The organism is Streptomyces sp. NPDC020917 (genome assembly GCF_044333795.1).
Lineage (GTDB): Bacteria > Actinomycetota > Actinomycetes > Streptomycetales > Streptomycetaceae > Actinacidiphila.
This window is the reverse complement of record NZ_JBIRRR010000014.1, coordinates 1-21,040: the sequence shown is the minus strand read 5'-3', so window position 1 is coordinate 21,040 and position 21,040 is coordinate 1. Positions and strand designations below refer to the sequence as shown.

Here is a 21,040-nt window from a genome sequence, read left to right as displayed (position 1 = left end):
CGTCAGGCAACGGACTGGGTGAGCGTTCCGGTGTAGGTCCCGCCGACGGCGCTGGCCGGCACGTGAACGGTGACGGTCGGGTTCCAGGTCGCGGTGTTGGCTGCGACTCCGTCGCTTCCGGTGACGACGACCTGCGCGGAGCTGCTCAGCGTCACGGATGTCGTGGTGGCGGTGATGGTACCGGTCGTCGTGATCGTCCCGGGATCGTAGCCGGCGCTGGTGGCGGGGATCGTCGACGCACCGTTCGTGAAGTCCGTCTCCGCCGCGGTCACCGACCAACTGGCCGAGGCCAGAGCGCGATCGTCGGTGACGGTCACGGGACCGATCGCCCCGCTGATCGCGGTGCCGGGCGCTCCCGAGCCGAGGTCGTCGCTGGCCGGTACCGACAGCGTCAGCGCACCGGACGTGACGGTGTACGTGACCGTGGTGGAGGGGTCGTCCGCCGCGACGGCGAGGCCCGGCTGGACCAGGACGAGTGCGGCGGCTGCGGCCGCGACAGACAGGCTTCGTGCGCGCACGGTATCTCCCGAGGTAGCCGCGTCCGCCAGCGAACGTGCTGGCCGACGGCGGACGTGCTGGCTGACGCGACGCAGACAACCGGGCGCGGCCTGCTCACACAAGCCGACGCGCGCCGCACTCCGCCACACGAAGGACCACATTTCAGTCGGAGCGAGCCCCGGCCCGCCTCGCCGGCACCCCTCGGATCGCCCGGCCGCGATGACGGCGGACGGCGATCGCCGCCGCACGGCTGTGGCTGCGGCCACGCCGGCGCCGATTGACGTATGCCGATATGGGCATACGATGGAGTCATGGCACGAGCAGCGACGACGTCGGACGCGTTCAACGCGATCGCCGAGCCGCAGCGCCGGGACATCCTGGCGCTGCTGCGGGCGGGTGAGTGGCCGGTGAACGACCTGGCCCAGGAGCTGGGGATGAGCCAGCCGCGGGCGTCCAAGCATCTGCGGGTGCTCCGCGAGGTGGGGCTGGTGCGGGTCCGCGAGGCGGGCAAGCAGCGCCTCTACGGCCTGGACGCCCGCGGGCTGCGGCCGATACACGAGTGGGTCGGCGGCTTCGAGCGGTTCTGGAACGAGAGTTTCGACCGGCTGGACACCTACGTGCAGGACCTCAAGCAGACACGTCAGGAGGACTGACCGATGGCAGGGGCAAGGCAGGAAACGCGGGCGGAGCCGGGGACGGCCGACCGGGAGATCGTGATCTCCCGGGTCGTCGACGCCCCGCGGGAGCTGGTGTTCGAGGCGTTCACCGAGGTCCGGCACCTTTCGCGGTGGTGGGGTCCGGAGGGATTCACCACCACCACGCGGTCCTTCGCGTTCCGCGAGGGCGGGGAGTGGGACTTCGTGCTCCACGGACCGGACGGGACGGACTACCCGGAGTGGATCCGCTGGCTGCGGATCACCCCGCCGGAGCGGATCGAGCTGCTGCACGGCGAGTCCCGCGACGACCCGAACGCCTTCGAGTCGGTCCTGACCTTCGCGCCGGACGGCGCGGCGACCCGGCTCGTGATGCGCACGGTGTTCCCCACCAGGGAACTGCGGGACGAGGCAGTCGAGAAGTACCACGCGATCGAGGCCGGCCGGCAGACCCTGGACAACCTGGCTGCCTATGTCGCCGAGACCGTTCGGAAGGGAGCGGAGGGCTGATGGCCGGAAAGGTGTTCTTCAGCGTGTCGATGTCACTGGACGGGTTCGTCGCGCCCGAACCGGTGCCCGGTGGCGACGTCTTCGCCCCGGGGAAGCAGGACGACCCGCAGGTCCGGCGCTGGCTGGCGCAGTGGATGGAACTGCAGCAGTGGATCTTCCCGCTGCGGTTCTTCCGGGAGAACCTGAAGCTGGGCGAGGGCGGTGAGGAGGGCCGCGACAACGACATCGCGCGGGAGACGTTCGAGCGCACCGGCGCGAGCGTCATGGGCCGGCGCATGTTCGACCTCGGCGAGCAGTCATGGCCGCCGGAGGCGCCCTTCCACACCCCGGTCCTCGTCGTGACGCACTCCAAGCGCGACCCGTGGGAGCGGCCGGGCGGCACCACGTTCCACTTCGTCACCGACGGCATCGAGCACGCCCTGGACCAGGCCCGCGAGGCCGCCGGCGACCGCGACGTCCGCATCGCCGGCGGCGGCGAGACGATCCTGCAGTACCTGAACGCGGGCCTGGTCGACGAGTTCTCGGTCGCGGTGGCACCAGTGCTCTTCGGCGCCGGCACCCGCCTGTTCGAGGGCGTGGACGCGTCCAGGATCGTGCTGGAGCCGGTCCGCGCGGACCCGACGCAGCGGGTGACGCACCTGACCTACGCCGTGCACCGGCGGTAGCCGGCGTGCCGCGGTAGGCCGAGCCAGTCCACGGCGAGGGATCGCGTCGCTCCCATGGCCGCCGTCAAGCCGACTGCGGGGAGCGGGAGTTGCGTTCTGGGTCAATCGGTGTGCACGCGGTGCCGATGACCGGTCCGGGGAAGCGGCGCAAGACTGGCCGCCCCGTCATCTGGACCGGTTGGGAGGCGGCGCGCGGTGCGGATCGTGTGTGTCGACGGTGGGCGCGAGTGGGACGTGGAGGTGCGGTTCGGCCGGCCGGACGCCACTCTCGCGGACCTGGCCGCGGCTGTGGGGATGCCGGGCCGCGTGCTCGCCGTCGACGGGCGGGTGATGCCTCCGGAGACGGTGGTCAACGAGTCCGGCCTCGTGCACGGTTCGCGGGTGTCCGGCTCCGACGGCCGGGTGGGCGGCGGGCCTGCGGCGCGCGGGCATGCCGGGGGCCGGCCCGTCGCCGCGGGCCTGCGCAAACCGGCGGTCGTCCTGCGCATGGCGGGCGGGCTGGAGGCGGGACGCGCCGTCCCGCTGACGACCGGCCGTACGGTCGTCGGGCGCGGAGTGGAAGCCGACGTCCGCGTCATCGCGTCGGGCGTGTCACGGCTGCACGCCGCCTTCGACGTCCTGCCCGACGGCCGGGTCACCGTCACCGACCTCGACTCGGCGAACGGCACGGACGTGGGCGGTGTGAGGACCCGCGGGACCGTGCCGGTGCAGGCCGACGATCTGGTGTCGCTCGGCGGGGAGGTGCTGCTGCGCGTGGTGCCCGCGGACCGGCTCGGCCCCGCGCAGCGGGTCAACGCCGTGCGCGAGGCCGGGCCCGGTGGGATGCTGCCGTTCAACCGGCCGCCGCGGGGCGGGCGTTCGGCCGGCGGCGCGCCGATCGCCGTTCCCGCGGCCGCGGCCCGCCCGCACAAGGCCCCCTTCAGCGTCGCGGCCCTGCTCGGCCCGCTGGCCATGGCCGCCGCGACGGTCGCGCTGACCGGTGACCCGCGCTACGCGGCCATCGCGGCGCTCACCCCGCTGATGTTCCTGGCCAACTTCGTCGAGGACCGGGTGCGCGGCAGGTCCGCGTCGCGCCGCGGCAGCCGCGAACACGCCGCCGCGATGGCCGAGTTCGAGGCGGCCGTGGAGCGCCGGCACGCCGAGGAGGTCCGCGGGCGCCGCGCCGCGCACCCCGATCCGGCCGAGGTCCTCCACCGGGCGACGGCCCCGGGGACGGCGCTGTGGGAACGGCGGCCGTACGCCGAGGACTTCCTCCAACTGATGGCCGGCACCGCGGACCTGCCCTGGGATCCGCCGCTGGCGCGGGACTCCGGTGAGCCCGCCCCGGACGCGGCCGCGGTCCTGGCGCGCCGGCCGGTGCTGCCCCAAGTGCCGGTCGTGGTGGGCGTGTCGGCCGGTGAGGCCGTCGGGTTCGAGGGCGGCAGGAAGGCGTGCCTGGCCGTCGCCCGGTCGCTGCTGTGCCAGGCCGCGGTGGGCAGCGGGCCCGCGGACGTCACGGTCGCGCTGTTCACCGACGCCGACCGGCTCGCGGACTGGGACTGGACGAAGTGGCTGCCGCACGGGGCCGACGTACGGTCCGGGGCGACGCGGCTGGTCGCGGTCGGCCCCGAGCAGGCCGACGCGCTGGCCCAGCATCTGCTGGGTGCGGCGCCGCCCCGGGAGGCGGGTGCCGCCGGGCCGGTGCTGCTGGTCGTCGTGGACGGCGCCACCCTGCTGGAGGGCCGGCCCAACCGGCTTCGGGACCTGATCGCGAGTTCCTCGCTGCGCTGCGGGGCGCTCGTGCTGACCACCCGGCTGCCCGCGCTGTGCACCTCCGTCGTCACCGCCTCGCCCGAAGGCATCGGCCGGGTGCGGGACGTGGCGACCGGCGTCACCGTCGAGCGGGTGCTGCTCGACGGGCTGCCTGCGGCCGAGGCGCGGGAGGCCGCCCGCGCGCTGGCCCGCTTCGAGGACCCCGAACTGCGCGTCGAGGGCGCCGGCCTGCCGGACCGCATCTCACTGCTTCCACTGCTGGACCTGGAACGGGTGGACGGCGCCGCGGTGGCCGGCCACTGGAAGCGGCGGGCGCCGGAGCTGCGGGTGCGGGCGGTGCTGGGCGTCACCGAACGCGACCTGTTCACCGTCGACCTGGACGACGACGGCCCGCACGCGCTGATCGCCGGGACCACCGGCTCCGGCAAGAGCGAGCTGCTGCGCACGCTCATCGCGAGCATGGCGGTCGACGCGGACCCCGAGCACCTCACCTTCGCACTGGTCGACTACAAAGGCGGCGGCGCGCTGGACGAGTGCGCCGCCCTGCCGCACACCGTCGGCCTGGTCACCGACCTCGACGAGCAGCTCAGCGAACGGGCCCTGCGCTGCCTGGAGGCCGAACTCCACCACCGCGAGAGGCTGTTGCGGGAGACGGGGCTGAGCCACGTCCGGGACTACCAGCGGATGCGGGACACCGGGCGCACCGACCTGGAGCCGATGCCCCGACTGGCCGTCGTCATCGACGAGTTCGCCACCCTGGTCAAGGCGCTACCGGACTTCGTGGACGCGCTCGTCGGCATCGCGCAGCGCGGCCGGAGCCTGGGCGTGCACCTGATCATGGCGACGCAGCGGCCGGCGGGTTCGGTCAACGACGCGATCAAGAACAACGTCAAGCTGCGCATCGCGCTGCGGCTGGAGTCCAGCAGCGACTCCCAGGACGTCATCGACAACCCGGCGGCCGCGGCGATCGGGAGCCGGCAGTGGGGGCGGGCCTTCTACCGGCTCAGCGCCCGCGAGGTCGTCCCGGTGCAGACCGCGCTGTCCACCGGCGTCACCCCCGAGGCGGCCGTCACGGCGCCGGCGACCGCGCTCCCGTTCGTGCTGGGCCTGCCCGCGCCCGAACCGGGAGCCGACGGGTCCGGCGGAGAGACCGACCTGCAGCGCCTGGTCGCGGCCGCCGGGGAGGCGGCGGAGCTGGCCGGCTTCGCCGAGCCGCGACGGCCGTGGCCCGACCCGCTGCCCGCCGTCGTGCCCGCGGCCGGCCTGCCTCAGGTCGCCGAGCGCGGGTTCCAGACGGACGTCCCGGGCCTGCCCGCGTACGCCCTGGCCGACGACCCCGACCGGCAGCGGCAGTACGCGGTCGGCTGGGATCCCGCCGCGGGCAACGTCCTGGTCTACGGCAGCGGCGGCTCGGGCACCTCCACCGCCCTGGCCGCCCTCGCCCTGGCCGTCGCCGGCGCCCGGCCCCCGGACCGCTGCCACCTGTTCGCCCTCGACATGGGCGCGGGCGACCTGGCACCGCTGACCGGGCTACCGCACACCGGGGCCCACATCGGCCCGGCCGAACGCGAGCGGCAGATCCGGCTCGTCCGGCTGCTGCGCCGGGAACTGGACGCGCGCAAGGCCCGCGGTGCCGCGGGACCCGGCCAGAGTGCGCCGCCCCCGGACTGGCTGGTGCTCCTGGACAACCTGGGCGCGCTGCTGTCGGACTTCGACAAGGACATCGCCGGGATGAACGTCATCGACGAGCTCGCCCGGGTCTACGCGGACGGGCCGGCCGTCGGCATCCGCTTCGCCGTCACCGCGGACCGGTCCGGCGCGGTGCCGTCCGCGTGGGCGGCGCTGACCCAGCAGAAGCTGCTGATGCGCCTGGCCGATCCCGGCGAGTACGGCTACTTCGACGTGCCGCGCGGCGCGGTTCCCGGCTACGTGCCGGGGCGGGCGCTGGTCGCCGCGACCCGCCAGGTGATCCAGATCGCGCTGCCCGACGGCGGCCTCGCCGCGGCGGTCGCCGCCTGCGCCGCCCGCCGGCCCGGCGCCGCCGCGAGCGCGCCCCGTGTCGGACTGCTGCCCACCGAGATCGCCCTCGGCGCGCTCGCGGCGCCCGCGTCGCTGTCCGGCGAGCCGTGGCACCTGCCAGTCGGCCTGGACGCCGACACCCTCGGCGCGACCGCCCTGCGGCTGTACGAGCACGACCACGCCCTGGTCACCGGGCCGCAGCGGTCGGGCCGTTCGACCGCCCTGTGCACGATCGCCCGGCAGGCGGCCGCCGCGGCGGACCCGCCGGCCGTCGTCGCGTTCGCCCCGCGGCGCTCGCCGCTGCGCGAGGTGCCCGGGCTCGCGGCGCTCGTCACCGAGTACGGCGGCCTGGAAGCGGCCCTGGCCCCGCATTCCGGGCCCACGCTGCTGCTCGTCGACGACGCGGAGTCGGTGGAGGACGATCTGGGGGTCCTGGACCGCTGGCTGTCCGCGCCGGGCCCCGGGCACCATCTCGTGGCCGCGGGCCGCGCCGACGCCCTGCGCCGCACCTACGGCCACTGGACGCAAGCAGCCCGCGACAGCCGCTGCGGCATCCTGCTCGCCCCCGACCACGACCTCGACGGCGACCTCCTCGGCACCACCCTCCCCCGCCACGACCGCCTCGCCCCCCTCCCCGGCCGCGGCTACCTCGTCACCGACGGCATCGCGGGGGGCGTCCAGGTGGCGCGGTGACAGCCGTGCGCGGGGTGTCTACGGATGTGCGTCCGGGATCAATGACAGCGGGGGGCGGTACCTGGAAAGTGCTGTTCGAGGCGCGTGTCGCGCAGTGGAGTACGGGAGCGCCGTCGTGGCAGACCGGGGTCGGGGAGCCGAAGGGAGCGGTGCGGCCGGTCCGGGTGGAACGTCACGGCCGAACGAGTCAAGGGGAAAGAACGGATGGCATCCACCGAGGCCGAAGCGGCCGATTGGCTTGAACATCAGCTGACCCAGCTCGTCGGGAAGTTGGGCGACCTGATCGACTTGCGCACCAGGAAACGCCACGGGTTGCTCGGCGATCCCGGCAGCGACAACTGGTCGGGTTCCAAACGGGACGGCTTCGAGACCGATTTCCGCGCTCAGCAAAACGCACTCAAGGCCCTGAAGCACACAGCACTCACCTTGCGGGGAACCGTGCACGACGCCCGGGAAAAGGCCCTCAAGGACAACAACTAGCGCGAGGATTCCCTCTCTCCATGGTGTCAGCCATTCCCGAGAACCTCACCAAGTATTCGGCGGCCTGTACCTGGGCGGCCCAGGACTTGCAGAACTGGGTCAGCAGCGTGCTGCGGCCCGCCCTGGTCGCCTACCAGAACGCCGGCCATCCTTGCGTCGAACTGGACGCCGACGTGGCGGCGATGCTCGCCAAGGCGTACTACACCGACCGGGACGTCCACACCGTCGCCCTGGCGTTCCAGCAGACCCAGCACGCCAAACTGGGCGACCGCGGGGTCATCAGCGCCGAGGAGTCGAACGTCATGGCGGCCTACGGCCGTGTGCAACAGCAGGGCCAGGCCAGTATGCAGGCAGGTGCGAAGCTCGCTGCACAGCTCATGGCGCTCAAGCCTCCCAGCGACGACAACCGGCGGGGATCGAGCCCCGAGGACGCCAAGCCGATCCTGCAGGAACTCGCGAAGCACACCGGCGATCCGTACTTCTGCGCCGGGTTCTACAACGCCCTCGACGCCCCGCACCTGGACACCGCACTCGCCGTCGGCGGCATCCCCGCTCTGGTCAGCGCCTACTCCAGCGGAGCCGTCAGCGCGCGGACGACCCGGCTGGTGGCGATGCGCCTGGCGGCTCCGGCGGGCCTCGGCGGGCCAGGGGCTTCGGGGTTCCCCTGGAGCCACATCAGCAGCGAGCAGAAGGGGCAGCTCCTGAACGCCCTGGCCGCCAACCCCTCGGCCTCGTACTTCCTGGCCAAGTCCCTGACGTCGCAGGAGATCCGCGAGATCTTCTACGGCGACCGGCAGTACAGCGCCAAGGTGATGACGATCCTGGCCGTCGGGATGAAGGGTGAGCACGCGCCGCAGGCCGCCCGTGACTTGATGCACAAGGTGTCACTGGGCCTGTTCGGTGAGGGCGCGCCGACGCTGACGAACAGTGAGTGGAAGCGCATCGCGGGAGCGGTGAACAACTTCTATGCGTACGGCGTGCTGCACGGCGTCGCGCCACCGACCGACTTCTCCAAGCGGGGGCTGGAGGAGTGGCAGCGGATCACGGGAGCGAACACCGGCCAGGACGTCGCATTGTTCCTGAAGGCTCTCAACGCGGCGAAACCGGACAACGAGCTGATCAAAAGCATGGTCCAGGGCGGCTACGTGAACGTGGCGTTCATGGTGGTCGAGCCGGAGGGCGTGGTGGCCACCGCCGCGCTGGGCGCACTGCAGAGCGCCTACTCCGCGGTCGATCCGGGCATGGAGGTGCTCGACAAGGTCTTTCCGGATGGCGACCATCCGAATGCGTACGAGGTCAACCGCAAGCTCGCCGCGGGCGCGTTCGCCCAGTCCCTCGGGCTGCTGGGCAATCAGGGGCAGATCCACGACCATTGGCACCACATGGTCCGTTTCACCGGCAACCCGGCGCACGACCAGAAGTACATCACCCGCATGCTCAACAACCCGGACGACTACACGGTCGGCAAGGGCAAGGTCACCGTTCACGAACTGCTGGACGCTTTCGGCACCTCGGAAAAGGACGAACCGCTGAACGCCCTTGCCAACGACCAGTACAAGCCGTCATACGGATGATCACCTCGAAGGTGCCCCATCCGATCGCCGGTCCCGCCTTGCGCCGGCCGCCAAGAGGTGTGCGCGGTGGATCAATGACGGTCGCGGGTCCGGCACCGACAATTTCCGAAGAGTCGACGCCCTGGCAGAAGGAGAAGAAATGGCGACCGTCAAGTCAACCGACATGGCCCATCAGGAAGCCGCGAAGATGATGAGCCTCATCACCAACCAGCTCCCCGGCCTCATCAGCCAGTTGAACGGGCACGGGCAGACGCTGAGCGACCCCAACCAGTGGGACGGGCCGCTCGCCCAGCGGTTCAGGGGCGAGGTGTGGCCGCAGGCCAAGGGCGACCTGGACAAGATGAAGGCGTCGCTGGAGCACCTGCAGCAGCAGGTCCAGAAGATCCTCACCAACATCTCGCACGCGGGCGGCGCGTAACAGCCGCGCAGGGGAGCGAAGAGGACCGAGGACGCCGCATGCCCGAGACGAACCCCGCCGCCCCCGGTGCCGGCCGGCCGCCCGAGGGCGAGCTGTCCGCGGACGACCTGGCGCTGCTGGGCGCCGAACCGCTGCGCCGCACCGACCCGGCCGGCATCGGCCCGTACCGGGTGCTCGCCCGGCTGGGCGGCGGGGGGATGGGCCGGCTGTACCTCGGCCGGCAGGCGGAGACTGAGGGGACGTACGGGGCGCGGTCGCTCGTCGCGGTGAAGGTGATCCGCTCGGAGTACGCCGAGGACGAGCGGTTCCGCCGCCGCTTCGAGCGCGAGGTCGAGGCGGTGCGCCGGGTCCACCCCACGTACACCGCCGAGTTGCTCGACTCCGGGTACGACCACGACGAGGTCCTGTGGATGGCGACCGCGTACGTGCCCGGACTCAGCCTGGCCGACGCCGTCGTGCGATGTGGGTCGCTGCCCGCGCCGGTCGTCTGGCGGCTGGCGCACCAGATCGGGCAGGCGCTCGCCGCGATCGAAGCCGTGGGCATCGTCCACCGCGACCTGAAGCCGTCGAACATCCTGCTGGGGCCGGACGGTGCGCGCCTCATCGACTTCGGCGTCGCGCACACCGCCGACGCCAGCTCGCTCACCATAACCGGCCAGCAGTTGGGCACGCCCGCCTTCATGTCCCCCGAGCAGGCCGACGGCCGCGAAGTGGGCACGGCCTCCGACGTGTTCTCGCTCGGCTCGGTCCTCGCCGTGGCCGTGACCGGCACGGCGCCCTTCGGCGAGGGGACGACCGGGGACGTCATCCACCGGATCATCTACGCGCCGCCGAGCCCCCTCGTGCTCGCCGAGGTCTCCCGGCGCGACCAGGACCTCGCCGCGCTGATCGGCCGGTGCCTGGACAAGGACCCCGGGCAGCGCCCGAGCCCGCAGGACGTCGTCGAGGCCACCCGCGCGCACGCCGCCGACGGCGGCTGGCCCGCGGCGGTCGCCGACACCATCGGGGGCCGTGCGGCCTGGTCGGGGACGGCCCAGGCGGTGCAGCCCATGGACCAGTTGACGATCCTGCGCCGCACCAAGCCGGAGGACCCGAAGCGGGAGGCGGGCCGCCGGCGCCGGTGGCCGCTGGCCGTCGCGGCGGCGGTGGCGGTCGCGCTCGCAGGAGCCGCCGTGGCCCTGGCGGCCTCGAGCGGCGGGACGAGCGGTCACGAGGCGGCGTCCAGCCCCACCGGAGCACGCACCTCAGCCACGGCCTCGGCGTCCCCGCACACCCCGGCCCCGTCCAGGACGCCCACGCGGCGGCCCACGAAGGGGGCGACGACCGTCGTCACCGTCACGGTGCCGGCACCGCCCGGTGGCGGCCCTACCGGAGGAGGGGGCGGCGGCGTGCCGTCGCAGCCACGTCAACCCGCCACGTCGGGGCCGGCCGCACCGCCCGCCACCTCCGCGCCGGCGTCCACGAAGCCCGCCCCACCGCCCACCACCCCGGCCTGGAAGCACTGCACGTACTACTCCGGCACCGCCCTCACCGTCTCAGGCCAGAAGAACTCCCGCGTGAAGCAGGTCCAGTGCATCCTCAAGGCCCGGGGCTACAACATCGGCCCCGCCGGCGTGGACGGCATCTTCGGCCCCGACACGGTGACCGAGGTCAAGAAGTTCCAGACCAAGCACCATCTCCAGGCCGACGGCCAAGTCGGCGTCAACACCTGGGCCGCACTGCGGTCGTGACAAAGACGACGTGGGCGCACCCGGCCGGTCCGGGTCAGCGCGTCGTCCGCTGCCGATGCTCGCGGTAGCGGCCCGGGGTCATGCCGTAGGCGGACTTGAAGGTGCGGTTGAAGACCGCGGGGTCGCGGAAGCCCCAGCGGCGCGCGATCTCGCACACGCCGCGCGCGGCGAGGGCCGGGTCGGACAGGTCGGCCCGGCAGTGCTCCAGGCGGCGTTCGCGCAGGAACGCGCCGACCGTGCGGCCGTCGCGCTGGAAGAGGTGGTGCAGATAGCGCAGCGAGACGTGGCCGGCGGCGGCGATGGCGGTCGGCGTCAGCTCGGGGTCGCTCAGATGCCGCTCGATGTACGCCTTGATGCCGTCCAGCAGCGCCTCGGTGCCGGAGGGGGCGGGGGGCCGGGACGGCCGCGCGGAGGGGGCGGGGGGCCGGGACGGCCGCGCGGAGGGGGCCGGTCGGGCAGCGGGGGCCGCCGGTCGCGGGCCGGCGGCAGCCCGCGGCGGCGCGGCCCGGCTGCCGAGGAAGGCCGCCGCGAGGTTGGCGGCCGCGCCGCCCAACCACGTGCTGTACGGGGCGCCTTCGGAGGGCGGATGCGCGGCGAGGCCGTGGACGAAGGACGCCAGAAGGGCGGCGGGGCCCGAACCGGTCGGTACGGGACGGCCGTTCAGGTCCCGCAGCGCCTCGGCGGCCAGCGGTACGGCCTCTTCCGGCAGGTGCAGGACCAGCGCCCGGGCCGGGGCGCCGGTGTCCGTGCCGGCGGAGATCCGGAGCGGCTCCTCGGGCTCCCACGGCATCACGCTGCCCGACTCCAGCCGGACAGGCCCCCGTTGGGGTTCGACGACCAGCGGTCGCCGGCCGGCGAAGACCAGGTGCCAGATCCGCGGGCGGCCGCCCGCGGACGCACCCGCCACCTCCACGGAGGCCGGTGGTGCGGGCAGGTCGAGCAGCGACAGCCGCACCGGCCCGAGGTCGATGTGCCGGCGCACCGCCGGAAGGGCTGCCGGCCGCCCTGGGAGCGGGAGTTCGCCGTTCAGGGACTGCGGTGCCGCCGGGCGCTCGACGGCGGCGCGCGGGCGGCGCCTCACCCGCATGCCCGGCCGGCTCGCAGTGGGCGGCCTGCGCCGCCTGCCGGTCGTCGTCGCCGTCGAATTGGTCGCCGTGTTCGCCGGTGGGTTCGCCGATGGGTTCGCGATCTCGCGCTCGTCCGGGCCGGACGAGTCGCCGTGGGCCGTCATCTGCTGAGTTCCCCGCATTTTCCCCGTACCGTGCATGAAGTACCGTGCGCACCCGCGGTGACACGCGCCCGTGGCCGGACGCGAAGCCCGGGCCGTGGGCCGGACGCGTTCGCTCGCGCTCGGCCGTCCGTACCGCCGCCACGACGCCCCTCCCGGTGGGGCGGTCGCTGCGGCGGTCCCGGTCCGGGGGCGTCTCCGCAGGTGCTGGTTCCGAGTCTGGAACCGGCCGGCGGTGGTGGGCCAGTGCCCGCCGCCGGATGCGTCAACTCCGGGACGGCACACCCGCTGACCAGCGGGGACGCCCGGCGTCCGGGTGCCGGGACGGGACGCCTGCGGGACAGTCGGGACGCGGAAGAAGGGGGACGCCGTCGTGGGACGCTGGCAGCCGCTGCGGTCCGACCTGCCGGCCGAGGCGGTCCGGCTGGTGCGGGAACTGCGCCAGTACGTGGACCGGTGCGAGCTGAACGCCGCGACCCTCGCCGCCAGGACCGGGTACAGCCGCAGCTCCTGGCTGCGCTACCTCAACGGCCGGCGGCTGCCGCCCTGGCAGGCGGTCGCGGGGCTGGGCCGGCTGGCCCAGGCCGACGCCGAACACTTGCGCGTGCTCTGGGAGTCGGCGGCCCACGCCTGGACGAAGCAGGGCCCGCCCGCCAACACCGGCCCGCAGAGCGGCCCTTCCCGCCCGTCCGGACCTCCCGACACCTCCGGCCTTCCCAACGCCTCCGGCCATCCGGACACCTCCAGCCCTCCGTACGCGTCCGCCTCTTCCCGCGCGACGGGCCCCGCCGCGGCCACCGGCAGCACCGGCACCGGCACCGGCACGTCACCTGCCACCGCGCGGTCGCGGACCCGTCGCACACCGGGCGGGACAGGAGCCCTGACCGCCGCCGGCGCGGCCTGCGCGCTGCTGGCCGCGGTGCTGCTCGCCCAGCCGTGGGACAGCGGTCCCGCCGCGGGCCGCCCGCCGGACGGCGCCCCCTCCGGGGCGCCGGTCTGGCCCTGGCCGCTGCACGACGCCCAGGACCGTGCGGCGGCCGCCTGCCGGGCCGGCGGCTGCCGGGGCCTGGACCCGTACCGCGAGAAGTGCGACCGCGACAGCGTCGCCGCGCACCGCCTGCGCGCCTACGGACATGTGCTGACGCTGCTGTACAGCCCTTCCTGCCACGCGAGTTGGGCAGAGGTCGACACCCCGGCGGCGACGTCCGGGTTGCGCATCGCGACGGTCGGCGGCGACGAGCAACCGGCCGCGGCGGGCGGCGCGTACACGACGATGGTCGGCAGCGGGCCGGACGCGGCGCGGGCCACCCTCGTCGTGCAGGGCCACCAGCTCGGCGTGGCCCTCTACGACAGCTGGGTCGACGACATGACCGGCGGCTCATGAGCCCCGGTCCGGCTGAGGCGACAACGCGGGAACGCCGCGCCACCGCCGGTGGTCACCGCTCCCGCCCCTCGCGCTCCCGGACCGCCGGCAGGAGGGGACGCGCCCGGCAGGGTCCGGCGCCGCCTGGCGGGGCGGTGAAAGGTCTCCGCCCCGGACCGGCGCGGCCGACTCCGCGGCGTCCCACGGCTTGTGCTCACGCCGGGGCGGACGACGTCCCCGGATCAGCCGCGGGCGCGCCGTCCCCGGCCCGCTGCCGCCTGGGCAGCGCCGCGGTCAGCAGCAGGGCGAGCAGCGTCACGCCCATGCTCAGCATGATCGTCCCGACGACGGCGGACCGGTACCCGTGGCCCGGCAGCAGGGAGAAGAACACCGTGCCGAACAACGCAGTCCCCGCGGCCTGGCCGAGCTGGGCCGTGGTGTTGACCAGGCCGGAGGCGGCGCCGGCCTGCTGCGGCCGGATCTGCCCCATCGCTGTGCCGAACGACGCGTTGAGCACGCCGCCGATGCCGAAGCTGAACACGATGATCGGGCCGAGCAGTTCCCACACGCTCAGGTTGTCCCCTGCGGCGTGGATCACCAGGGCGAGGGAGGCCAGGCTCGCCGCCAGCACGGCGGCCATGACCGTGACGAAGGAGCGTCCGGTCCTGGCGGCCGACCACATGGCCACGGCGTTGCCGGCGACGATGCCGATCGTCCCCGGGGCGAAGGACAGCGCGGCCCGGACCGGCGAGAAGCCGAGCCCGAGCTGCAGGTACAGGGTGAGCATGAAGAAGACGCCGATCGCCGTCTGGGTGCACACCAGCACGGCCTGGCTGGACCACAGGCTGCGCGTCCGCATCAGGGCCGGAGGGACCAACGGCTCGCCGCCGCGCCTCTCCTGACGGCGCTGGTGCACCGCGAAGAGGCCGGCCAACGGTGCCGCCGCGGCCATCAGCAGGACCGACCACAGCGGCCATCCGGACGCACGGCCCTGCACCAGCGGGTAGAACACCGCGAACCCGGTGGCGGTCAGCAGCGCCAGACCGCCGAGGTCCAGCCGGTGGCGCGGGAGGCCCGGGCGGGACGGCATGGCCACGAGGGCGCCGAGCAGTCCCGCCACCCCGATCGGGATGTTGACGAGGAAGATGGCGCGCCAGCCCGACCCGAACAGGTCGGCCTCGGTCAGCACGCCGCCCAGCAGGGGCCCGGCGAGGCCGCCGAGCGGGAAGGCCCCGGCGTACAGGCCCATGGCCTTGGGGCGCTCGGCCTCGTCGAACTCGGTGTGGATGAACGACAGGACCTGAGGCACCATCAGCCCCGAGCCGATGCCCTGCACCACCCGCGAGGCGACCAGCAGGCCTGGCTCCGGAGCCAGGCCAGCGGACAGCGAGGCCAGGGTGAAGACGGCCATGCCGGCCAGGAAGAGCCTCTTGACGCCGTACCGGTCGCCCAGCCGGCCGCCGATGATCAGGGTGAGGGCGAATCCGAGGGCGTAGCCCGCCGAGATCCACTGCATCGCGGCCTCTCCGGCGCCGAGGTGGCGGTGGATGGTCGGCAGCGCCACCGCCACGATCTGGTTGTCGATCATGTCGACCAGGACGGCCAGGACGCATACCGCCAGCGCCCACCACCGCAGCGGGTGCTTCTCCATCACGTACTCCTTCTCTCGAGCAGAGGAACCCGCGATCCACCATCAATGACCCGATGGACTGTGTCAACCATTTGATTGATTCAGCTTGACCCACGAATGATTCGACCACTTGTGTGTATGATTCGGACATGACCGCGTCGAAGCCCCGCCGATCCCCGAAGCCGCCGGAGCGGCAGCGCGATCCGGAACGCACGCGCAGGCTGATCCTCGAAGCGGCGGTGGCGGAGTTCGCCGCGCACGGCTACGCGGGTGCCCGCATCGCGGCGATCGCCCAGCGCGCGGGCGTCAACCAGCAGTTGATCTCCTACTACTTCGACGGCAAGGAGGGCCTGTTCAAGGCCATGTCGGACAGTTGGGGGGAGCGGTCGAGCACGCTGGTCGAACCCGGCGCCCCGCTGTCCGAGCAACTGCGGCGCTACGCACTGGAAGCGTTGGAGAACCGGGACGGCATGCGGCTGCTCGCCTGGGGCGGCCTGGAGTACAGCGGCCCGGAGACGGACCCGGACCACGCGCCCCGTACCGAGCGTCTCTCCGAGTCCGTGGCCGGCATCCGTGAACGGCAGGCGGCCGGGGCGCTGCCGCCGGAGATCGACCCGGCCTGCCTGACCGTCATGCTGATGGCGGCGGCGATGGCCCCCGTCACCCTTCCGCACGTCATCGCGGGTGTGTGCGGGGACGACCCGCAGTCCCCGGAGTTCGTCGAACGCTTCGCCGACCAACTCGCCCTCGTGGTCCGCCGGCTCGGACTCGATGCCGGATGAACGTCACCGGCACCCCGTGCGGGTGAATCTCAGCGGCACTGCGCGAGCGTGACCCCGTCGGTCCGCAGCGTGTGGAAGCGCCCGCCGTCGTACACCTCGTACGCTCCGTCGGCATCCAACCGCAGCGGGAGGCCGTGGCGTTCGCCCATGTAGACCATCCATCCGCGGGCGGGGACGATGCGTTCGGCCGCCACGCCCCAGGTGGCCGGCCCGACGATCCCGTCCGGGCTCAGGTGGTGGTTGTTCTGCCAGATGCGGGTGGCGCCCGCGGTCGCCCGGTCGTAGGCGCAGGTCACGGCGGAGGCGGCCGTGTAGCCGTCGGCCCAGAGCACGCTCTGCCAGAGGGCGACCAGGTCGCTGGGCGGGGTGCTGCCGAGGGCGAGCTGCCGGGCGGCGGGCAGGTCGGCGGCCACGAGCACGCCGTCGAGGCCGGCGCCGGGCCGGTGGTCCCGCGGGCCGCCGGCCCCCGCGCACACCGCGCCCAGCAGCAGTACGGACAGCGCGGCGCACCGCAGCCCCAGCGCCCCTCGCACGGTCATGGCGTCAACTCTGCTTCATCTGGTGGCCGGTTGTGAGAAAACGCCGCTACCGGTTGTGCGGCGACGGATACTTTGGGACTCGAAATGGTGAACAGTGTGCACGGGGGCTCCGGAGGAGTGCGTGACTGAACGGAAGCCGTTGCCCGACGGCCTCGCCTCGGATGTTCGGCATCTGGTCCTGGAACTACGGGTGTTGAAGGACCGCGCCGGGCTCAGCCTGGCCGCGCTCGCGCAGCGCACCCCGTACAGCAAGTCCTCCTGGGAACGCTATCTCAACGGCAAGGCCCTGCCGCCGCAGCACGCGGTGACCTCGCTCGGCAAGCTCGCGGACGCCGACCCCGCCCGGCTCATGGCGCTGTGGGACCTGGCGAACACCGCGTGGCACGAGGCCGAGGCACCCAGCGAGGCACCCGGCGACGCCCGCAGCGCGGACGAGGAGGAGGACGCCGTCTCGGCGGCACCGCCTGGCGAGCCGGAGCCACCCGCCGGCCGGCCCTTCGCCGACCGGCGGCTGGTGTGGTCGGCCGCGGCGGTCGCCCTGGCCGCCGCCCTCGCCGTCTCGGTCGCCGCGCTGTCCGGCGCGTTCGGGGGAGGCTCGGGCGAGCACGACGACGGGAACGGCACGGCGGGCACGGACACCTCGACCCGGCAGGTCGACGTCTCCTGCTTCGCGGAGAGCTGCGAGGGCAAGGACCCCAGGGACGCCGGCTGCGGCGACGTGTGGACGGCGGCCCTTCAGAGGATCGACGGAGTCTATGTGGAGCTGCGCTACAGCGACGCCTGCAAAGCCGCCTGGTCCAGGATCAGTTGGGGGCATCCCGGTGACGCCGCCCGGGTCGTCGCCCGGGACGGCCGGACCCACCAGAAGAAGGTCAGCTACGACACCGACACGTTCAGCCCGATGGTCGCCGCCCCCAGCCCCACGGTGGCCCAGGCCTGCATCGTGCGGACCTCCGGGGTGCGCGGCTGCACGGACTGGGGCGGCACCCATCACCTCAACGAGGCGCCGGAACCGCCCGCCTCGCTCCTGACGCCCACCTCCACCCCCGCCGATCCGACGGCCGACCCGAACCACTCCCCCGCCGATCCGACGGCCGACCCGAACCACTCCCCAGCCAACCGCAGTTGACGGTCCTCCGTCGCTCCGGCGGGCTCATCCGCCCTGTTCGGACGGCCGGGGGCGGCTCGCGGACGGGTTCCCACGATCGTTGCGGTCTGCCACGATGCCTGGGTGCGATCGGCCACAGGGAGCGCGATGACCGGATCTGCGAGCCATGGTCAGCGTGGCCGCGCTCAGCGCGCGGTCATCGGCCGCCCTCGATTCACCGGCAGGGACGAGGAGTTGGCCGCCTTGCAAAGCGCGCTCGCGGCCGGGGTCCCGGCCGTCGCGCTGATCGAGGGCGACGCGGGGATCGGCAAGAGCCGGCTGCTCGCCGAACTGCTGGCCGACCCGCCGGCCGGGGCGCCTGCCGGGGCGGCTCCGGGACGCACGCTCGTCGCGGTCTGCCCGCCGTTCCGCCGGCCGCACACCCTCGGCGCGCTGGTCGACGCGATCCGGCAGAGCGGCGACCGGATCGCCGGGCTGGGGCTGAGCCCGCTCGCCGGAGCGCTGCGGCCGCTGTTCCCCGAGTGGACCGCCGATCTGCCCGCGGCGCCCGAGCCGGCCGAGGACGCGACGGCGGTGCGGCACCGGCTGTTCGGCGCGCTGTGCGAACTCCTGGACGCGATGGGCGTGACGGTGCTGGCCGTCGAGGACGCGCACTGCGCGGACGAGGCGACGCTGGAGTTCCTGCTGTTCCTGTGCGCCCGCCGCACGCGGCGGATCAGCGTGATCGTGACGTACCGGCCGGAGGACCTGCCCGAGGACTCGGTGGTGCGCCGGCTGTTCTCGCCGGTGGCGCCCGGCACCACACGGCTGCGGATCGCGCTCGGCCCGCTGGACGTGGCCGCGACCGCCGGCCTGGTGTCGTCGATGCTGGCCGGGGAGCAGGTGTCGGAGGAGTTCGCCGCGTTCGTGCACCGGGGCACCGACGGCATCCCGCTCGCGGTCGAGGAGTCGATCCGGCTGATGGGCGACCGGGCGGACCTGGCACGGCGTGACGGGGCCTGGGTGCGCCGGGAGATCGAGGACATCGATGTGCCGCCGACCATCAGGGACGCGGTGATGGAACGTTTCCGCCGGACGTCTCCCCCGGCGCGCACGCTGCTGGAGGCGGCGGCGGTGCTCACCGATCCCGCGGCGGCGGGGCTGCTGCTCGCCGTGTCGGGGCTGTCCGGGGACGACGCCCACGCCGCCCTGGACGAGGCGGTCGGGTCCGGGCTGCTGGTGGAGGACCGGCACGGGCTGCTGGCGTTCCGCCATGTGCTGGCCAGCCGGGCGGTGTACGAGTCGGTGCCCGCGGCGCAGCGGCGGCTGCTGCACCGGCGGGCCGGGCACGCACTCCAGGACGCCTCGCCGCCGCCGCTGGCCGAGCTGGCACGGCACTTCCGTGACGCCCGGGACACCGAGGAGTGGTGCCGGTACGCCGAGCAGGCCGCCGATCTGGCGCTCGCCTCGGGCGACACCGCCACCGCGGCGGGGCTGCTCGGCGAGCTGATCACCGAGGCGCGGCTGCCCGGCGGGACGGTCGCGCGGCTGGCGAGCAAGCTGAGGTTCGGCACGTCCGAGGGCATGAGCAGGCTCCAGGACGTGGTCCGTTCGCTACGCGCCGCGCTCGCCGGGCAGCAGCTGGGCGAGCGGGACGAGGCCGAGGTCCGCGCGCAGCTCGGCCGGCTGGAGCTGCTGGCCGAGAACCACGCGGTGGGCCGCAAGGAGCTGGAGCGGGCGATCCCGCATCTGGACCACGATCCGGTGGCCGCCGCGCAGGCGATGATCCTGCTGGGCTGGGCGTTCGGCGAGGCCCTCCCGAAGGCGACCCATCTGCGGTGGCTGCGCCGGGCCGCCGAGGTGCTGGCGCTGCCCATGCCGGAGGCGGACCGGATGCGGTTGCGGGTCAACCACGTGACCGGCCTGCTGACCCTGGGCGAACAGGAGGGCTGGGCCGAGGCCGCGCAGATCCCCCAGGACTCGCCCAACACCACCGAGATCACCCGGCTGTACCTCAACCTCGGTGCGATGGCCCACCAGTGGGGCCGCTACGGGGAGGCGCGGCGCTGCCTGGCGGTCGCCCGCGGGCTCGCGGAGCGCCACCGCTACAGCCGCTACCGCACCCTGATCCTCGCCGCCGAGGCCAACCTGGACTGGTCGAGCGGGTGCTGGGACGGCCTGGCCGAGCGGCTGACCGGCATCGTGGCGGCCACCGAAGGGGCGGCGGTGACGCAGCTGGAGGCCCGGCTGACCGGCCATCTGCTGGCCGCCGCGCGCGGAGAGCGGCCCGCGGCGGAGCAGGGCCTGCGCGAGGTGCTGGCCGGGAGCGGGAACGCGCCCGACTGCGCGCTGGACGCGACGGCCGCCCTGGCGGGGATGGCGCTCGCGGACGGCGACGTCGACGGGGCACTGGCGCTGACCGAAGGCCGGCCGGGCAACGCGACCGGCAACGGGATGTGGCTGTCCGCCGTGCAGTTCGTGCCGGTCCGGGTGGAGGCGCTGCTCACGTCGGGCGGCGCGCGGACCGCCAGGGCGGAGCAGCTGGTGCGCGGACTCGCGGAGTGGATCCGCGGGCGGGACGTGCCCGCGCCGCGGGCCGCCCTGGCCTCGTGCCGGGCGCTGCTCGCCCAGGCGCGCGGCGAGCTGGAGCGGGCGGCGGCACTCAGCGCGCGGGCCGCCCTGCTGTGGGACGCCCTGCCGCGCCCCTACGCGGCGCTGGCGGCCCGCGAACGCCAGGCGACCCACCTGCTGGCGTGCGACCGGCACGGGGAAGCGCTGGAGCTGCTGGAGCGGGTACGCACCGGATACCGGGAACTCGGCGCCGGCGGCGACGCGTTGCGGGTCACGGCGGGCTTGCGCACGCACGGCGTGCGGGCCGCCGGGCCGCAGGCGGCCCGGCGCGGCTACGGCAACCAGCTCTCGCCGCGCGAGCTGGAGGTGGCCGGGCTGGTGATCGGCGGCCGGACGAACCGGGACATCGGCGAGGCGCTGTTCCTCTCCCCCCGGACGGTCGCCCGGCACCTCGACTCCGCGATGCGCAAGCTCGGTGTCTCCTCCCGCACCGCGCTCGCCGTGCGCCTGGTGGAGCTCGGCCTGGGTCCGGCTTCCTGAGCCGGTGCGCGATGGCCGGTGCCGTCCGCGGTGCGGTGCGCGGGCGGGCCGGTCAAGGGCTGCCGGAGGGGGTCACGTGCCGTCAGGGCGGTCAGGTCCGCGATAGGGCAGCGTGTGGCTGTAGACGACGTTCGTCGTCGTGCTGCCGAGGCCGGCCAGCTCGTCCATCACCGTCTCCAGGTGCTCCATGGAGGTGGCGGCCACTTTCAAGGTTTGACATCCTCGCCGCCCTGAAGGACGGCGATTCCCGCCTACCGCGCCGTTGAAGGCTGCGGTGTCGGGTGGGTTCCTGCTTCACTGCGCTGTGC

General features: G+C 74.0%; 16 protein-coding genes and 1 pseudogene. 12 read left to right on the top strand and 5 right to left on the bottom strand.

Going from position 1 to position 21,040, the window contains the following annotated elements:
• Window positions 1–2: 2 nt before the first annotated feature.
• Window positions 3–518 (bottom strand): hypothetical protein, encoded by a 516-nt coding sequence (locus tag ACH4TG_RS26410; RefSeq protein ID WP_398245001.1) that lies wholly within the window; start codon window positions 516–518, stop codon window positions 3–5.
• A 291-nt stretch (window positions 519–809) separates the two neighbouring features.
• On the opposite strand from ACH4TG_RS26410, the gene ACH4TG_RS26405 reads away from it, so the two are divergent.
• From ACH4TG_RS26405 to ACH4TG_RS26370, 8 genes are all read left to right on the top strand, one after another.
• Complete coding sequence (locus ACH4TG_RS26405) at window positions 810–1,151, top strand: ArsR/SmtB family transcription factor (protein ID WP_398245000.1); 342 nt, start codon at window positions 810–812, stop codon at window positions 1,149–1,151.
• Between the two features lie 3 nt (window positions 1,152–1,154).
• Window positions 1,155–1,661 carry an SRPBCC family protein gene (locus ACH4TG_RS26400; RefSeq protein ID WP_398244999.1) on the top strand — a complete coding sequence of 169 codons (507 nt, stop codon included), beginning with the start codon at window positions 1,155–1,157 and terminating at the stop codon, window positions 1,659–1,661.
• Complete coding sequence (locus tag ACH4TG_RS26395) at window positions 1,661–2,326, top strand: dihydrofolate reductase family protein (RefSeq protein ID WP_398244998.1); 666 nt, start codon at window positions 1,661–1,663, stop codon at window positions 2,324–2,326. The genes ACH4TG_RS26400 and ACH4TG_RS26395 overlap by 1 nt, the downstream gene beginning before the upstream one ends.
• A gap of 204 nt (window positions 2,327–2,530) precedes the next feature.
• Window positions 2,531–6,790: an FtsK/SpoIIIE domain-containing protein gene (locus ACH4TG_RS26390; RefSeq protein WP_398244997.1), complete on the top strand. Its 4,260-nt coding sequence runs from the start codon at window positions 2,531–2,533 to the stop codon at window positions 6,788–6,790.
• Between the two features lie 204 nt (window positions 6,791–6,994).
• On the top strand, window positions 6,995–7,270 hold the full coding sequence (locus ACH4TG_RS26385) for a hypothetical protein (protein ID WP_398244996.1): 276 nt from the start codon (window positions 6,995–6,997) through the stop codon (window positions 7,268–7,270).
• A gap of 20 nt (window positions 7,271–7,290) precedes the next feature.
• Window positions 7,291–8,844, top strand: coding sequence for a hypothetical protein (locus ACH4TG_RS26380; protein ID WP_398244995.1), 1,554 nt, complete (start codon window positions 7,291–7,293; stop codon window positions 8,842–8,844).
• A 139-nt stretch (window positions 8,845–8,983) separates the two neighbouring features.
• A complete protein-coding gene (locus ACH4TG_RS26375; protein WP_398244994.1) occupies window positions 8,984–9,262 on the top strand; it encodes a hypothetical protein in 279 nt (92 codons plus the stop codon).
• Window positions 9,263–9,300: 38 nt separating this feature from the next.
• Window positions 9,301–10,992, top strand: a complete 1,692-nt coding sequence (locus tag ACH4TG_RS26370; RefSeq protein WP_398244993.1) for a protein kinase — start codon at window positions 9,301–9,303, stop codon at window positions 10,990–10,992.
• A gap of 34 nt (window positions 10,993–11,026) precedes the next feature.
• Here ACH4TG_RS26370 and ACH4TG_RS26365 read toward each other — a convergent pair whose 3' ends face one another.
• Window positions 11,027–12,223, bottom strand: coding sequence for a helix-turn-helix transcriptional regulator (locus tag ACH4TG_RS26365; RefSeq protein WP_398244992.1), 1,197 nt, complete (start codon window positions 12,221–12,223; stop codon window positions 11,027–11,029).
• Between the two features lie 370 nt (window positions 12,224–12,593).
• Here ACH4TG_RS26365 and ACH4TG_RS26360 point away from each other — a divergent pair, with 370 nt between their 5' ends.
• Window positions 12,594–13,604: a helix-turn-helix domain-containing protein gene (locus ACH4TG_RS26360; protein WP_398244991.1), complete on the top strand. Its 1,011-nt coding sequence runs from the start codon at window positions 12,594–12,596 to the stop codon at window positions 13,602–13,604.
• Window positions 13,605–13,797: 193 nt separating this feature from the next.
• Here the strand turns inward: ACH4TG_RS26360 and ACH4TG_RS26355 are convergent, their stop codons facing one another.
• Complete coding sequence (locus ACH4TG_RS26355; protein WP_398244990.1) at window positions 13,798–15,234, bottom strand: MFS transporter; 1,437 nt, start codon at window positions 15,232–15,234, stop codon at window positions 13,798–13,800.
• Between the two features lie 128 nt (window positions 15,235–15,362).
• Between ACH4TG_RS26355 and ACH4TG_RS26350 the strand changes: the two genes are divergently transcribed.
• Window positions 15,363–15,995: a TetR/AcrR family transcriptional regulator gene (locus ACH4TG_RS26350; RefSeq protein WP_398244989.1), complete on the top strand. Its 633-nt coding sequence runs from the start codon at window positions 15,363–15,365 to the stop codon at window positions 15,993–15,995.
• Between the two features lie 29 nt (window positions 15,996–16,024).
• On the opposite strand, the gene ACH4TG_RS26345 is transcribed toward ACH4TG_RS26350, so the two are convergent.
• A complete protein-coding gene (locus ACH4TG_RS26345) occupies window positions 16,025–16,534 on the bottom strand; it encodes a peptidoglycan-binding protein (RefSeq protein ID WP_398244988.1) in 510 nt (169 codons plus the stop codon).
• A gap of 121 nt (window positions 16,535–16,655) precedes the next feature.
• Between ACH4TG_RS26345 and ACH4TG_RS26340 the strand changes: the two genes are divergently transcribed.
• Both ACH4TG_RS26340 and ACH4TG_RS26335 read left to right on the top strand, forming a co-directional pair.
• Window positions 16,656–17,663: a DUF2690 domain-containing protein gene (locus ACH4TG_RS26340; RefSeq protein ID WP_398244987.1), complete on the top strand. Its 1,008-nt coding sequence runs from the start codon at window positions 16,656–16,658 to the stop codon at window positions 17,661–17,663.
• A 126-nt stretch (window positions 17,664–17,789) separates the two neighbouring features.
• Window positions 17,790–20,732 (top strand): ATP-binding protein, encoded by a 2,943-nt coding sequence (locus ACH4TG_RS26335; protein ID WP_398244986.1) that lies wholly within the window; start codon window positions 17,790–17,792, stop codon window positions 20,730–20,732.
• Between the two features lie 72 nt (window positions 20,733–20,804).
• Here ACH4TG_RS26335 and ACH4TG_RS26330 read toward each other — a convergent pair.
• Window positions 20,805–20,951 (bottom strand): annotated as a pseudogene (locus ACH4TG_RS26330) (Lrp/AsnC family transcriptional regulator); the annotation flags it as partial.
• Window positions 20,952–21,040: the final 89 nt, after the last annotated feature.